We start from the raw sequence: 13,896 nt of genomic DNA on the forward strand, positions 1-13,896 counted from the left end.
TCCTTTCGTTAACTCGCTTGCCTTGTATCGGCAAAGTGTTGTTTGATAGTTTCGATTTCACTTATACAGCGAGTAGAACGGCGATTTCGGTCGTAGTACCCGCGCACATACTCACTGAAAATACTAAACTTCCGGTCAAGTCTTTTCGTTGAGTCCGTATTTTTGTACATCAAAAAACACCAACGGAGTGCGTCGGCGTTCGATTTTGTTGCTATGTTGTATAACGTGTTTTTACGCCCTGACTTTCCAGGCGCATACTCAGATAACGTTGTGGACACGCCGTATGTCAGTAACCGCTCTTGTAGAGACGGCAAAAACTCCGGAGAAGCGCTGGACACGCTGACAGTAAGGTCATTCCATTGCTTGCCGTGCTTTATATTTCCGTCACCTTCCGTCACACCTCGCATAAAGTCCCAGAATAATTCGTTTGGCAACGTTGCTGGAAACGACGCGTTGAAGGTTTTATTCTCGATCGGCATTCCTAATTCCGACAAGTCCGCTACCATATTTCTTCTGCACATTCGCAAGTAGGCGTATTGCCTTCCGTCTCTGTGTTCGCCTGTATAAACACGACCGCTAAAACGCATAACAGTTTTAATTTTACTGAGTACGTCGGCATCCGTACGCTTAAGCATTAGGCGTACGTGACCTCTTGCTTCGTCGACTGACCCGTCAGTAAGAAGCCAACCGTACACCCAAGCGCTTTCTCTCGTCCATTGTTTAAAGAAGTCTTCGTCCACTACTGTCGTAGGTTTCCGGCCAGTTATCCGCGCGCCAATTTCCCAGCCCTTTTCTAGCACGTACTTATTCAGAACCGCGCCAGTGCTAGGAAACTCTATCTCTGCGCATATCTCTCGAATACTCCTTCCGTCAGATCGTAATGAGCGGAACTCGTCTTCTGTGACGTAATACTCGACGTTAATTCTCGTCTTCTTCCCGCTTAATACTCGCTCAGATTGCGTCTTGTCTCCGTAATTCAATCGATCGCGCTCCTCGCTGTTTATTATTTTTCGGGATTACGTATGGGCGTTATGACATGTTTACAGTTTGGCGAACTATTCTACGGTTTCTCGTAGGTTCGGACTATCCCATGATCTCCGAAGAGACCCCGCTATTATAGTCTCTGCACGTCCCTATCTACTTTGTGATTGCGATGTACGCGGATAGGTTTCGCTCACGGTTGCCGTCGTCTTTACGTTACGGGTTCCCTGAATTTAAGCGGTTGTTCGATACGCGTCGCCGCGTAAAGCCACCCGTATGTTAATGGAATATCTCGCGCCTTGGAAGATCGCCGATATACGGATAATCGCCCGGAGCGTCCGGCGTAAGCTTGATCGTACGGCCTTCCCACCTTGCGCAAGCATCCTTCGCGCCGTGACTCGATATCGTCGCGTACATAACTCCGCGTCCTAGCGCCTCGTTTATCGTCCCGTTAATCTGCGCTTGCATCAGCTTTGTCCGCGTAACCATATCTACGTACGTTCCAACTTTCCACCGCCGCCCGCCTGCGTCCACGATCGCGCTATCGGCCGCAGCTCCGAGGTCCGCGCGAATACGGGCGATTGTCGCAGCGTTGATTGTCTTCCGTCCGTTAACTCCTGTCGCCATTTGTTCGCGCATGACGTCCGCTACCGCCTTACGGATGGCCGCTTTCGTACGCCGTTCCATATTCTGTGTGATGGCGAGTAAGTCCGCGTAAGTGTCTTCCTTAAACGCTGCGCCAGCCGCTTGATTTGCGCGATTAAGCGGCGTACGGTTGATGCTGCCGATACCGAGCGCGTTTAATGCCCGATCAATGCCGGACTTAATTGCGTTTGGTATTGTCCGCGTAACCCAATCAGCCGCTCCGGTCCGTGTTCGTCCGAAGATGCCGCCGAGCTTCTTAAATAATCCGTCGCCAGATTTGCGTGTGAGATTCGCGACGTCTACGCGATCCATTTCGGCTTTAACGTCCTTAACCGCGTCCGTATAAAGCTTCGTTATCTCCGCTACGTCCCTATCGACGTCCTTACTCATCGTTAAACACCGTTGATTCTACGGTTCCGTTGACTCGCTCATCATCCGCGCTTATTTGCGCTAAAATCTGCTCGGCCTGCGTATCGTTTACGCCGTCCAAACGCTTAATAGCGGACTTAACGTCGATTGTCGCTTGGCCGCCGGTACGGATCGAGTAAACCTCCGCTTCGGCCTTGTCGTCTTTCGGGATGCCATCGCGCCAGGTAATCGTTGGATAAACGGCCTCGTACGGCTCGTAACCTTCTACGCCCTCGTTCGCTACGTTTTCGAGCTGCATCGCCGTCCACAAGGCGTCCCGAATCGCGCGGTCAACGTGGTTTCTGATACGCGTCACCTTCGTCAAGATCGGCATGAAGCGTGCTTTGATTGCGCCGCCGTCCGTGTGTGACGTGCCGCTGCCGCCTTTGTCCGCTGAGAGCGTCGTACCGAATAACCATTGCGGCGTCTCGCTCATTTGGTAAAGGATACCGAGTAGGATGTCGAGTTCCTTAAACGCGGCTTCGAGTTGGCCTTCCCACACCATGTAACCCGGAGCAACTTCGTCCTTATTAACCGGAATGTACTTGCCGCCCCAACGTACGCCGTCATCTCCGTCAATGTCCGGGCCATACGCGATAGGGTCGCTGTGTTTCCATAGGATATAGTCGATCTGTACGAGCCGGTCGTTTATCGCTGCCAATACGGACTCAACCTTCTCGACGCCACTGATTCCGCGCCAATCGTCGTCCGTCGTCTTATACGGGATATGATGGACGAGGAGCTGCGGTACGCCGGAAGCTTCGATATTGCTTTCGCGGCGCGTTGAAACCCGCTCGCCGATATTAAACGTCATGACCGGATAACCGTACGTATTGACAACGCCTGCTTCCGACGCTTCATAGCGCTCATATACGATGTAGCCCGGTACGTGGCGCTCGACGTTGAGATACGGACGCTCTGTCGTCCCGCCGAGGATAGAATACGTTCCTACCCACTCAATCCACGCGATATTAATTGCGCGGAACTTCTTACGGCTGCCTCGCGATAACTCCGGAAATACGATCGCCGCGTCGACGGATTCGATGATCGGTTCTTTCGGCGCTGCTGGAAGCGTGATATCTGCGTAATCAGCGCGTAAGGCTTCCGTTTCGCTTACGTCTGCGCGCGAAGCATAGTACGTTTTGACGAACGAGTCACCGCGATAGCCGGCCCCGATAACTAATTCGTGGATGAGCTGCGTTAAATCGTTCTCTTCGACAATAGCGTTTAATCGCGCCTGTTCCGCGCTGTCTCCCGCCTTACCGCTATTAAACGATGGCGGCTCCGTAACCATTAAGTCGGCAGGCTTCGTGAGCAATACGTCGATTAAGTTAACCGCGATAAACAGCGATTTGAGCTGCGGTTCGTGCGGCGTACCTTTGAGCAGTTCCGTTGCGCGGTCGTATATCTCCGCTTGGCGTCCGGCAAATATCGCCTTTCCGCGATAATACTTCGAAATGCGTTCGATGTCGGCTGTCGGCGGATACTGTGCGCCGGTGTAAAATTTGCGTGTCATAGTTGGATTGCGTCCTCCTTTCACTAAGCTGGCGCAGTTAAGCGCAATAGCTTCCGTTTCTTACTCATGCCGCTCTTGATCCATCCGGCCTTTAAAAAGCAAAAACCAGGATTAACGCTCCTGATTTTAGATTGATTTACGTATGTGATTATTCCGTCTCTCGGCGGCTCGCCCCATTGTTGCTTAGTTACTTCAATGGCCTCTTTAATCAATTCCGAGGATAGCGAACCTGACTCATTCCGAAAGATAGTACATTCCCAAGCGTCTACGCCATCGTCCCGTATTCCCGACCACGTTACCCATAAAGCGGAGGCTTCTTCGTTTCTCAAGACTAAATTCTTGCCCGGACGGCAGAATTGACGCGAACCTACCGTTTGTCTTGAGTAGTGGCGATCCGCAAGTTTCCGGCAGTCCTGGTCCCCTTTATTCGTCAGAATCCACGCCAGATTCGCGTCCTCCTTTCGTTATGAATGCGTTTATTTAGCGTAACGCTACGTTACGACTTCCCAATCTTCCGCGAGAATGTCCGCTTGAGACGCAAGCCATCCCGGTTGCCATTGCTGCGTTGCCGTCCACATTACGAGATATGGCTGACTGTCGAGAGGCGCATCTTCTCCGATGTGCTTACGCGTTCTTCCGTTAACCATTCCCTCATCAATGTATAACGCTGGCATTAACGCAACCCACATTCCTTTTCCGTTCCAACCCGCGCGAGCTACTTTGCTACCGTTCTTTAACGCTTCAATTGCTTGTCCGAAATTCATCTAAAAACCTCCGTTTATCTATAAAATATCGCTGGCTTTTCGCGTACTTGTTTGCGCGAGGATTTCGACGCGTTAACGGCCATCTCTAATGCATCCGGTAAGTCATCGTGTGCGCCGGAACCGTATAATTCGAATTGTTCAAGTAATAGCGCATGCCGCTTTGAAAATTGAATAGCGCCGGATTCGATATCCGGAATCATCGCTTCAATCCGCAGCTCTTTGCGTGATCGTTGGTGTATCTCCTTAACGCGCGTATTCGCTGGGTAACCCGAAGCTCTCAGCGCCTGCTTCAGCTTGTGTACGAAGAACTCCTGCGCTGCCTGCGCTTCAGCCGCGATCTTCATCGGCTGGAATCGGGTGACACGCTCGACGATTACGCGCATAAACTCGTCTGGATGGACGCGTTCCCCATACGCATCAATAACGTACACCGTACCGCTCTTTCGGTGCTTAGCGACCGTTAGCAGCGCGCTATAGTCGCCGCGAGTCTTGCCCATCGCAAAGTCAACGCCCATGTAGACGTCGTATTCAGCGCTACTGAAGTCGCGAGGCGCGCCGTCCCAATACGTAAACTTGTCCGGGATGAACACGGCGTTTTCTTCATCGACCGGATTGTTCATATACTCCGTGTTGAACGCCTTGCTTCCGTTATCCCATTTCCACGTCATCAACTTCCATAACGGTTGCGCTTCCGGCCACAATACGACCGCGCCTCGGTCCATATCCGCGCGATTCAGCTCGTATAGTGCTAATGCCTCCGCTGCGCGGTCCGGATTGTCGCGACCGATATAAACGAGCCTACACGCTTCCCATAAATCCATACGTTCCGGCCATTCGATAATTGCCCGATATACGCGCGCTTTAAAGTCTGACCGTTTATACAGGACGTTGACGAGAAGTGATTCGTGATGGACCGTAGTCCCCATGTAGACCATCGCGGTTTTCTTACCCTTCGGGTCTCCGAGCGGTACGACGGTTTGTGCGAACCAATCACGCATCTTCTGGCGTAATTCCGGAGTGGCCGCGTTACTCTTTATGTCTTCGAGGTCGTCACATACGATAAGGTCCGGCCGCACGCCGTTCCAGTTACGTCCCCGCAGCGCCTGGCCGGTCGATGCCGCTTCAACTTTCGTAAGCAGCTTCGGTATGCCGTTCGGCTGCGGTTCCCACGCGATAAACTCCGAGCTGTTATCCTTCGGATTCTCCTGCTGCTTCGGCGATAACAAAGGCCCGAAGTCCCGCCGCAGCTTTTCGTTATGTTTTAGCTGCATCGATATCCAATCGAGGTTGCCGGAGCTGACCGCTGGCGTCTCCGATATGATAATTTCGTATTTACGCTTACGGTAAACAATCTCCCGCAGTGGAAACGCCTTCGACAGGTACGTCGATTTAGCGTGAGAACGCGGAGCGGCAACGGCCGTCTTCGCATTCTTATTGACGTTGGATACGTCGTCCATGACGTCGCTAATCTCGCGATGGAAGTCTGGCGCTTCTGCTACGTTTGTAATATCGAAGCCGTCCCAGTTGCCTGCGTTGCCTGGATTGCGTGCTTCCGAAAAATATTCAAGGGCGAACGCGATTAAGTCGTCTTCGCCTGCGTTAATGCGTTCTAAACGTTCTAATTCCGTTAGTTGCTCGTCGATATCGCGTAAATCGTCGTCAGAAAGGGCGGCTATATCGGCGTCCTTAATAACGTCCCGCAGCGCGTGTAATTCGTGAATAACCGCGTCTCTCTCTGCGCGTCCGATCCATTTACCGTTTGTCCATGCGATAGTAGCCGCCCTCCTCTCGTTTTTAGCGTTGATTTAGCGTGATAGCGGCGTTTGAATTGCGTTAAGGCGTAAATACAGCGTCGAAGCGTAGGACGGCGCTATCAGGCGTGTAGATAGGCGAAACCCAAACGTTAATTTTGATACGCGGATTGTAGTAGCACCCGATTCGGGCCGCCTCGCACGGCCGCTTGGGGGTACGCACGTTCGCGTACGGGATCGCCGCATCTCGCTCTATACATATTCGACACGTTTCGACATCCGTTTATGCATACGTTCAGCGCGGACTTTATGCAGCGTTTATGCACGGACATATGTACAAAATCCGCATTTCATACACTAGTCACCGCTGGGAACCCGCATGGTTACGCGGTTCTTGTTTCGCGCATAATTAACCGTTTATACATCGTTTATGCAGTCGCCTAGAACCCGCACTGCTACGCGGTTTGCTACGTTCAGTAACAATCCTATTTCCCGCGAATACTGGCGGAATATTCACGTTTATGCAAATTACCAATTTACGGTAAAATGTATAAACGCGTCCTCTTCCGGCCAAACCGAACGGCCCCGCGCTGCTGCTCCGAAAAAATCCGAAGGGCCGCGCTCCGAACCGCGCGTGCAGGAAAATCCGCCCTAATGTGAAGCGTTGTGCATACCGTTTTAACGCGTTCCTTCATTAATAGCGCCTAAATAGGTCTCACTTCACATCGTCACTATCACGATTGACTGACGTGGCTATACGTCTACGTAACGCGTCTATATCTACCGATCCTGAAATCTTCGCGTCAATCTCGTGCTTATCCGTCAACATACCGTTAACCTGAAGAAGTAACTTAGCCGCTGCTGCGTTGCCTTCGTGGATTACAGAGTCCGCTAATTTATCCATGATATCCGGAAGCCTGTTCATTGTCTGACGTACTATTTCCTGCTTCAACTCGCGTTCAAATAATGTATCCTTTAACCAGTCGTAAAGCGCCCGTCTACTAACTCCCGCTTCCGTAGCGATCTCCTCCATCGTCTTACCACCGCGATTAGGCTGCGAAAGATAGCCGATAGCGATCCGGTGGTGCGTCTCAAGCCGTTTCAGCATACCGTTTCAGCATACCGTTTCACCTCCGTTCTGTATTCGGTCATTATCGTTATCTATTCCGTCCTGGGCGTCCCCACTCACGCCTTAGCCTGCGTGCCTTCTTGCGCCTTACCCTACCGTCTGACACTACGTACCATACGAATATTACTAGCGCAGGGCATACGCACGTCAGCGCAGTAAGCGGAAGCCCTACGTTGAACTCAACGCCATCATAGCGCCTACTCACGAGTATGATTATCGTAATGATTAACGCGGCGTGAACGAGTAGGATTGCGTTTACTAACGTTAACAATCGCATCAGCTCCGTTCTTATAACGTTTGCTCACGGTGGCTTTAGAAAGCCTACGGGAGCTTAAGAGCCTGCCGCGTCGCTGCGCTCCTTGCCTTGTCCGCGACAAAGAGATATCGCGTCCAAAATGTATTAGTACATGAGGTTTGGCACGCTTTTGGTCAAACCGATATGTCGCTAGGAACGTAGTGACGACGCGTCCGTGTTCCCGTTGGCTTCAAAGCCTGCGCGAACCTCCGTATTACTTAAGCGGCGTTGATGCCGCGTTATCTCTAAGAATAAGAGGACGAAACGCGTAAAAACGCCGCAATCCCGCGTGGCTCTAAGCGTTAAGCCACTTCGCAACTATGCAGTATATGAAGCGATTTTGCCCGTTGCTGTGCAGTATATGAAGCGGTCTAATACGGAAGTTCCGACTCGTCTACCTCGATTACGCCGTTTCTACACTCGTCAGCGCTCAACGCCTGCTTAAACTCGTTACGTACAAACTCCGTGTACTCATCGTTTTCGTCGCGCGGTCGCTTCCGGTACATAACGTCCGGATTCATGCGAATAATCTTCGCGCCAAATGCTTCCGACCGCATTACGAAGCCTGCCGTGATAAGCTCGCGCATACAGCGAAGCGCGGTAATATCGTCGACGCCTACTTCCTCTGCGAATCTCGTCTGCGATAGGTGGCGAATCTCGTCGCTATGCCTTACGTTCGGATTACAACAGAGATACATATATTCGTAGTGAATATACGGAATCATCTTATACAGAAGCCCGGCCGCCTGAATCGAAACTTTAGCGATATCCGTCCGCGTCTTCGTTTGGTAAATCCGCGTGAATGTCGTTCCCTTAATCGCGCGTCCGATCGTGTGGTACGCCTCTGAGACATTATAAACGTTGCGTTTGCCGTCCTTCTCCGTAATTAGCACGCCAGCCGTGACAAGCCCGCTAACGAGCGTAACCGTCCAGCGGCGAGCCTTACCGATAGCACGCGCTATCTCTTCGATGCCCATGCGTTTAGCTGCGTACCGAAGTTCGCCGTTGCGGTCGAACCGCATGTACGGAATCAGCTTCATGACCGCGCCGATTTCGTTGAGGTTAAGGATATCGTTCAGCTTGCGTACAGGAACGTGATAAGCGACAACGTAATTGCGTCCGCCTCCTGCCGCTTCAATCGCAGCCTTGCGCCTCTTCGCGTCCTGAATCGCGGAAAGTTGTTCGTGACTCATTACGCTGAACTCCGCCTCGTCAACAACTAGGAGTGTACGGCCGGTTTCGTCGTCGTAGTGTTTCGCGATTCCGTTATTCATTCGGCTTTACCTCCTCGTGAAAATCAAGCGCATGAGCGATAAAACGCGCAACCGTAGGTGATTCGATAGTTGAACGTAAATCCGAGAACCAACGTTGTACTTCCGGAATGATGGCGATGGAGAAATCGAATTTATCGTCGGAAGAAAGCGCCTGAAGTTCCGCGAAGTCGTAACCGAGCTGTCCGAGAATTACCTTCGCAGAATACGCGGTATCTCGTCCGAAACTATATTTACTCACGTGCGTTCACCGCTTCCTGCGCCGCTCTTACTTCCGCTAGTGCTTGTGTAGCCTTCTTAGCTTCGCGCTGAAGCGCCTTTAATCCGCTGATAGCCTCGGACACGTCTACGTCCAATTTAACCGTTAAGCCGCTTAATTCGCGCGTCATTTGCGCCATTCACAACGTCCCCTTTCGAATGTGGAAACACAAAAATAAGCCATCTCGCGAATGAGATAGCGTTTAGCTCCGTCTATAACGTATAGGTAACTGAAGGCGTAAAAGTAAAGCAAAATACGCATTATAATACGTATAATTTTATTGACACGTACTTAAATACGTGTTATTATATTAATGAGGGGAGGGACAATATGAATCTAAAAGGTAAGTCTTCAAAGCAAATGATCAAAATATTAGAAGAAGACGGTTGGTTTTGGGTACATACCGTAGGCGACCATTGGCAATACAAACACAAAACAAAGCCCGGTAAAGTAACCGTAAGGCATCCAGTAAAGGACTTGCCGATGATCTTAGTAAAACGTATATTGAAGCAAGCGGGGCTTTTATAGCCCGCCCCTTCTTTAACATAGATAATAAAATAAGGACGTGATTACGTGAAAGATCGCTATGTTTACCCTGCGATATTCGATTACGCTGATGACGGTATTTCCGTAGAGTTTCCGGACCTACCTGGCGCGCTTACTTGCGGAGATACAGACGAAGAAGCCTTGCGCATGGCTCGCGAGTGTATGTCGCTGCACCTTTACGGTATGGAGCGCGATAACGACGATATCCCTGCGCCTACGCGCACACTTGACGTCAAGACGGAAAATAATCAAGTAGTCGTCTTAATTGACGTGTGGATGCCGCCATTTCGCAATAAGATGGCGGAACAAGCCGTTAAAAAGACGCTGACGATACCCAAATGGCTCGATGAGATTGCAGTCGAGAATAACGTTAATTTCTCGCGCGTGCTTCAGGACGGGCTAAAAGCGCATCTCGGCGTAACTGAACGTAAACAATAGTAAGAAATGACGAAGACCCGCCGTAATTGGCGGGCTTTTTCGTATAGCTACAACAGGAATTTCCGTATATTTAGCGAATTATTTGCGTAGAGGTGACGAAATATGACGAAGAAGCATAAAGGATTCCGCGAGTTAACCGCGCCGGTACATTTTCATACGGCCGCCCTCGATCAAACCGCTATACTCGCGTTCCAGGACGGTGAGCTAATAGGCAGCGGTCGTATTGAAGAAGTAACGGACGAGACCGTTAGGATAGGCGAAGAGTGGTTTATACGCGGTAATTGTACGTTTACTTACGCTAAATAGCGGCAGTTAACAGATAGACCGGCAAAGTCCGCGCGGATGACCACTGTTAACTACCGCTGCGCGGTGTAGATGTACGGAAGCGTCTGCGGTTATCTGCGGCGTTTAATTACGGTGATTAATGCGATGACAGAGATGACTAGCGCGACAGCCGATAGAACGAACGTAACAGTTTGCAACATGGCGGCAACCTCCTGTTATTGTATTGTACGGCTTAATTGTGGTAAGATTGGATTTGTAGGAAGAGGACTTTCGTCCCCTCCCTCGGTACATTAACGTTTGCGTGGGGCGCGGCGTTTTGTACCTTTTTTCTTTTTCGGTAATGCTAGCAACGCTGTTTTTAATACGACTACTGCCGTCACTAGGTTCATAACCGTTATAGAAAAGTTCATCCAATCTTGCATTTTCTCACCTCCTTCTTATACTCTTATTATACGATATCGTATATCGGATGTCAATAGATTTGACGAAAAATATACGATATCGTATAATAAATTTAGAGGTGATTTTGTATGAAATACGTAGTAACTCCGCAGCTTGGAAGCCTTCTAAAAAAGCGCGGCCTGACGCAAGATATGTTGTCCGATATGTCCGGCGTTCCCCAAGCTTCTATATCGAGGTTCGATAAAAACTCGCGCCATGAGTCCGCTCATTTAGTCGCTATATCACGGGCGCTCGGCGTAACGATTGAAGACTTATTCAGCGTTGAAGAGAATTGACTAAAGAACGTGTGTTCGCGTATAATAAGCGCGAGGTGATTCCGCATGAGTAAAAAGCTGAACGATAACGGTTTGTGGGAAAGTAGCCGTATGATAATTCCGGAACATCGCGAACGCATACTCGACCACTACCGCGACCAAGCCGCAAAAGAAAAACCGATACTTTACGTAGACGAGCGCGAAGCCATCTACGAAAAAATATCGGTTTCATACGAACATAAGATATCCATTACGCTAATCCTGTTCGATCGTTACGAAGATACTCGTGTCATCGGCGTAATAGAGCGCATCGACGCTATAAACAAACGCGTACGAGTAGATGGCGAATGGTTTTTCGTAAACGAAGTTATTGCGGTTGAATAACTACGTATACACGGAGCTGAGACGTTCGCGCCACGCTTCTGCTACATTCTGAGCCGCTACGAAAGGCTCCGTAAGCTCGTCGCCTCCTTAATACCCCACCCATAAACCAACATTACTACGCAGGGATAAGTTACAAGAGGTGAATTTTATGTCGTTACTAAAAAAATTCGAATATTTCTTTTTCGTGTTGAAAGCCACAACATACGCCGGAATTGCAATCTTCACTTGGAACCAGTTTACATACAGTGAGTTCACATCTTTCGTAGAGCTCATCAATACTCCTCTATTAAAGATGCTCATATTTGCCGCAGTTTTAGAAGCATTGCACAACCTTTATAGCTTGATCATGTATTTAGCACAAAAATCCCACTAATTCAAAGCTTCATCTTTTTGTTCGAATAAGATTGTCGTCTAAATTGGAGAATATTCGTCAACATGCGCTTATTAAAATACCGCACGCTTAGCGCAATGATGTACGCGAGAGTGCGGTATGCTTTAATTACGGATTAAGGGCTAGCCTCAGCGTAATAACGGGTTCAATAACTTGTTGCTGCTGCTTTCTGCGCGGGCTTCTCCGCTTAACTCCCACCGTCCGAGGCTCGCCGTCTGGCGATATACCCCGTTTGGTAAGTAGCTCGTGTATGAACAACCTCCCCTTTTGCGTCCATTTCGTATTAATGTACGAAGTCTTCGTGGTGCGGTTAGTGCCTGTATGGGACTTTGTAAGCCCTCTACCTACATAAGCCTGCTTTAACACCCACTGTTTACCTACTTTGTACTGGACGCCTTCCTCTTTAAGTATCTTATTTAATTCCGCAGCTTTCAGTCCGTAATCTCTCGCAATCTGTGTCACTAGTACCGCATTGGTTGAGCTTAGTATTTGCTCGTAGTACGAAACCTTCGGAGCCTGTTCCGCTAGAATTAACGCTTGCTGCTCGGTTTCCAATTGTAGCGCCACCCGCACCTTCTCTTCTTCTATCCAACGTTCCGCACGCGCTATGGGGTCCTCGATCTGATACGATGGAGCCGGAGCAACTTCGTAGCGGCCGGTCTTTCGTATAGCAGGTACGACTTCCGACGTTACCCACCTACGGAAAGCTTGAGCCATCGGTTTGCGGCTCCTGAACGCGAGAGAGTACACGCCAGATTCAGTTACAGCCGTGACGTTCTGCGCCCCTCCAAGGGTATCGGTTAAAACTATACCCTTTTCATCAGCATTCAGACTTGCTACTGCGTCGGACACATTGCGGATAGCTAGTATTGCACAAACGTCCCCAGCTACGAACCAAAGTTGTCCGTCTATTATCTTAGTTCTTAGTGCTGCTCCTTCGTAATCAAACAATCCTAACATTCCGCATCTCTCCTTCGTTTTATCGGGTTATCTATGTTAAGCGACCGCAGCCGCGTGTTTATGCTTCCGCGCGTTGGTACCCCCGCCAAGCCTCCGTTACCAGTTTAAAAAGAAAATCCGAGCCGCCCACATCCGGATGCAACAGCCTCACCCATGAACGGTACTTTCCGCGAACCGCACTATAACTGTCTCCTTCGTACACGTCGAAAATCTCGTACGGATCGACGGCAATGCCTCCGAATGACTGGCGGTTGTGCGGTTGTTTATAACTGGTCGCTATCGAGACTGCCGACTTCCCCGCCCGCAGGCCGCTCAAAATATCCGGATAATTCTCCGAAAACAACAGTGATGACAACGCGGCTGCTACGGATAGCATCGCGGTTATCTCACCAGAGCCTAACGCTACTACTCGACGCGCTATACAGAGCGGGAGCCGTTCTAGCGTCTCCACTTCCGCTTCAGAAAGTCCGGATATCTCGAAGGGATCGCGCGATGTTGACGAGTTAGCTTCGCCGCTGGACGACTCAGCCGGTTTAGCGGTTATGAGTCCTGCCGCCTCGCGTTCTTGGCGAATAACCGCGCGCAGCTCCTTAACCGTCATGTCTGCGACCGACTTTTCCCCCGAAGAGGTAGCGTGTAATTCCGCCATGAACGCTTCTAAGTCCGTTTCAGCAGGGACCGATAACAGCTCGAACATTTTACCGATCGGTAAATCGATAGACGTCGAGCGATTTCCGAACCGTTCGTAAACCTGAACATACTTGCGCGCCGTTACCGGTACAAGGCCGACGGAGCGCAGCCACGGTTCCCATTGACCGTGAATCAGTCCGTTCATCTTAACGAAATGAAGTCTACGCCCGATTTCGACTGCTATGCGTCCAGCCCGTACCTCTGCCGCATCAATTTCGGTTAAGAATCCGCGTATCTCGCCCTCGATCTCTGGCAATTCCGTTGAAAATACGTGTGCCGCTCGTTTCTGCGCGCTAGTAGACATGTCCGCCTCCTCTTCGTAGTGAGTGAATTATGTAAAGCGGAAAATTCCGCGTTATAATATATGTCGATGGAAAACAGCGAATTGCACATGCGAATTTACTACAACGTAAAATAGTGCAAACTTTTACGTGATAATCGGCGCGATAATTTCCAGTTAAAATAAG

At 50.1% G+C, this 13,896-nt stretch carries 17 protein-coding genes; 5 read left to right on the top strand and 12 right to left on the bottom strand.

Annotation, left to right across the window (positions count from 1 at the left end):
• Positions 1 to 8: 8 nt before the first annotated feature.
• The 9 genes from AC50Y5_RS14725 to AC50Y5_RS14765 form a co-directional block, all read right to left on the bottom strand.
• On the bottom strand, positions 9 to 980 hold the full coding sequence (locus AC50Y5_RS14725; protein WP_494861673.1) for an LAGLIDADG family homing endonuclease: 972 nt from the start codon (positions 978 to 980) through the stop codon (positions 9 to 11).
• Between the two features lie 280 nt (positions 981 to 1,260).
• On the bottom strand, positions 1,261 to 2,016 hold the full coding sequence (locus AC50Y5_RS14730; protein ID WP_494861675.1) for a phage minor capsid protein: 756 nt from the start codon (positions 2,014 to 2,016) through the stop codon (positions 1,261 to 1,263).
• A complete protein-coding gene (locus AC50Y5_RS14735) occupies positions 2,009 to 3,550 on the bottom strand; it encodes a phage portal protein (RefSeq protein WP_494861677.1) in 1,542 nt (513 codons plus the stop codon). Before AC50Y5_RS14735 ends, AC50Y5_RS14730 begins: the two co-directional genes overlap by 8 nt.
• Before the next feature lie 491 nt (positions 3,551 to 4,041).
• Positions 4,042 to 4,314, bottom strand: coding sequence for a DUF2829 domain-containing protein (locus tag AC50Y5_RS14740; protein ID WP_494861678.1), 273 nt, complete (start codon positions 4,312 to 4,314; stop codon positions 4,042 to 4,044).
• 14 nt (positions 4,315 to 4,328) lie between these two features.
• Positions 4,329 to 5,771, bottom strand: a complete 1,443-nt coding sequence (gene terL, locus AC50Y5_RS14745) for a phage terminase large subunit (RefSeq protein WP_494861680.1) — start codon at positions 5,769 to 5,771, stop codon at positions 4,329 to 4,331.
• A 1,009-nt stretch (positions 5,772 to 6,780) separates the two neighbouring features.
• Positions 6,781 to 7,173, bottom strand: a complete 393-nt coding sequence (locus AC50Y5_RS14750; protein ID WP_494861682.1) for a phBC6A51 family helix-turn-helix protein — start codon at positions 7,171 to 7,173, stop codon at positions 6,781 to 6,783.
• Positions 7,174 to 7,860: 687 nt separating this feature from the next.
• Complete coding sequence (locus tag AC50Y5_RS14755; RefSeq protein WP_494861684.1) at positions 7,861 to 8,763, bottom strand: hypothetical protein; 903 nt, start codon at positions 8,761 to 8,763, stop codon at positions 7,861 to 7,863.
• Positions 8,756 to 9,001 carry a hypothetical protein gene (locus AC50Y5_RS14760; RefSeq protein ID WP_494861686.1) on the bottom strand — a complete coding sequence of 82 codons (246 nt, stop codon included), beginning with the start codon at positions 8,999 to 9,001 and terminating at the stop codon, positions 8,756 to 8,758. The genes AC50Y5_RS14755 and AC50Y5_RS14760 overlap by 8 nt, the downstream gene beginning before the upstream one ends.
• Positions 8,994 to 9,158 carry a hypothetical protein gene (locus tag AC50Y5_RS14765; RefSeq protein ID WP_494861688.1) on the bottom strand — a complete coding sequence of 55 codons (165 nt, stop codon included), beginning with the start codon at positions 9,156 to 9,158 and terminating at the stop codon, positions 8,994 to 8,996. The genes AC50Y5_RS14760 and AC50Y5_RS14765 overlap by 8 nt, the downstream gene beginning before the upstream one ends.
• A gap of 191 nt (positions 9,159 to 9,349) precedes the next feature.
• Here AC50Y5_RS14765 and AC50Y5_RS14770 point away from each other — a divergent pair, with 191 nt between their 5' ends.
• From AC50Y5_RS14770 to AC50Y5_RS14780, 3 genes are all read left to right on the top strand, one after another.
• Positions 9,350 to 9,547 (top strand): type II toxin-antitoxin system HicA family toxin, encoded by a 198-nt coding sequence (locus tag AC50Y5_RS14770; RefSeq protein WP_494861690.1) that lies wholly within the window; start codon positions 9,350 to 9,352, stop codon positions 9,545 to 9,547.
• Positions 9,548 to 9,592: 45 nt separating this feature from the next.
• Complete coding sequence (locus AC50Y5_RS14775; RefSeq protein WP_494861692.1) at positions 9,593 to 10,003, top strand: type II toxin-antitoxin system HicB family antitoxin; 411 nt, start codon at positions 9,593 to 9,595, stop codon at positions 10,001 to 10,003.
• A gap of 102 nt (positions 10,004 to 10,105) precedes the next feature.
• Positions 10,106 to 10,309 carry a hypothetical protein gene (locus AC50Y5_RS14780; RefSeq protein ID WP_494861694.1) on the top strand — a complete coding sequence of 68 codons (204 nt, stop codon included), beginning with the start codon at positions 10,106 to 10,108 and terminating at the stop codon, positions 10,307 to 10,309.
• A 269-nt stretch (positions 10,310 to 10,578) separates the two neighbouring features.
• Here the strand turns inward: AC50Y5_RS14780 and AC50Y5_RS14785 are convergent, their stop codons facing one another.
• Positions 10,579 to 10,710, bottom strand: a complete 132-nt coding sequence (locus AC50Y5_RS14785; protein ID WP_494861696.1) for a hypothetical protein — start codon at positions 10,708 to 10,710, stop codon at positions 10,579 to 10,581.
• Between the two features lie 108 nt (positions 10,711 to 10,818).
• On the opposite strand from AC50Y5_RS14785, the gene AC50Y5_RS14790 reads away from it, so the two are divergent.
• Together AC50Y5_RS14790 and AC50Y5_RS14795 are read left to right on the top strand one after the other, a co-directional pair.
• Positions 10,819 to 11,025 (top strand): helix-turn-helix domain-containing protein, encoded by a 207-nt coding sequence (locus AC50Y5_RS14790; RefSeq protein WP_494861698.1) that lies wholly within the window; start codon positions 10,819 to 10,821, stop codon positions 11,023 to 11,025.
• Positions 11,026 to 11,070: 45 nt separating this feature from the next.
• A complete protein-coding gene (locus AC50Y5_RS14795) occupies positions 11,071 to 11,388 on the top strand; it encodes a YolD-like family protein (RefSeq protein ID WP_494861700.1) in 318 nt (105 codons plus the stop codon).
• 499 nt (positions 11,389 to 11,887) lie between these two features.
• Here the strand turns inward: AC50Y5_RS14795 and AC50Y5_RS14800 are convergent, their stop codons facing one another.
• Both AC50Y5_RS14800 and AC50Y5_RS14805 read right to left on the bottom strand, forming a co-directional pair.
• Positions 11,888 to 12,739 (bottom strand): phage antirepressor KilAC domain-containing protein, encoded by an 852-nt coding sequence (locus AC50Y5_RS14800; RefSeq protein ID WP_494861702.1) that lies wholly within the window; start codon positions 12,737 to 12,739, stop codon positions 11,888 to 11,890.
• 58 nt (positions 12,740 to 12,797) lie between these two features.
• The gene (locus AC50Y5_RS14805; protein WP_494861704.1) at positions 12,798 to 13,733 is read right to left on the bottom strand and encodes a DUF3102 domain-containing protein; all 936 of its coding nucleotides are present in this window, start codon (positions 13,731 to 13,733) and stop codon (positions 12,798 to 12,800) included.
• Positions 13,734 to 13,896: the final 163 nt, after the last annotated feature.

Source organism: Paenibacillus sp. JT22N7 (assembly GCF_059383875.1).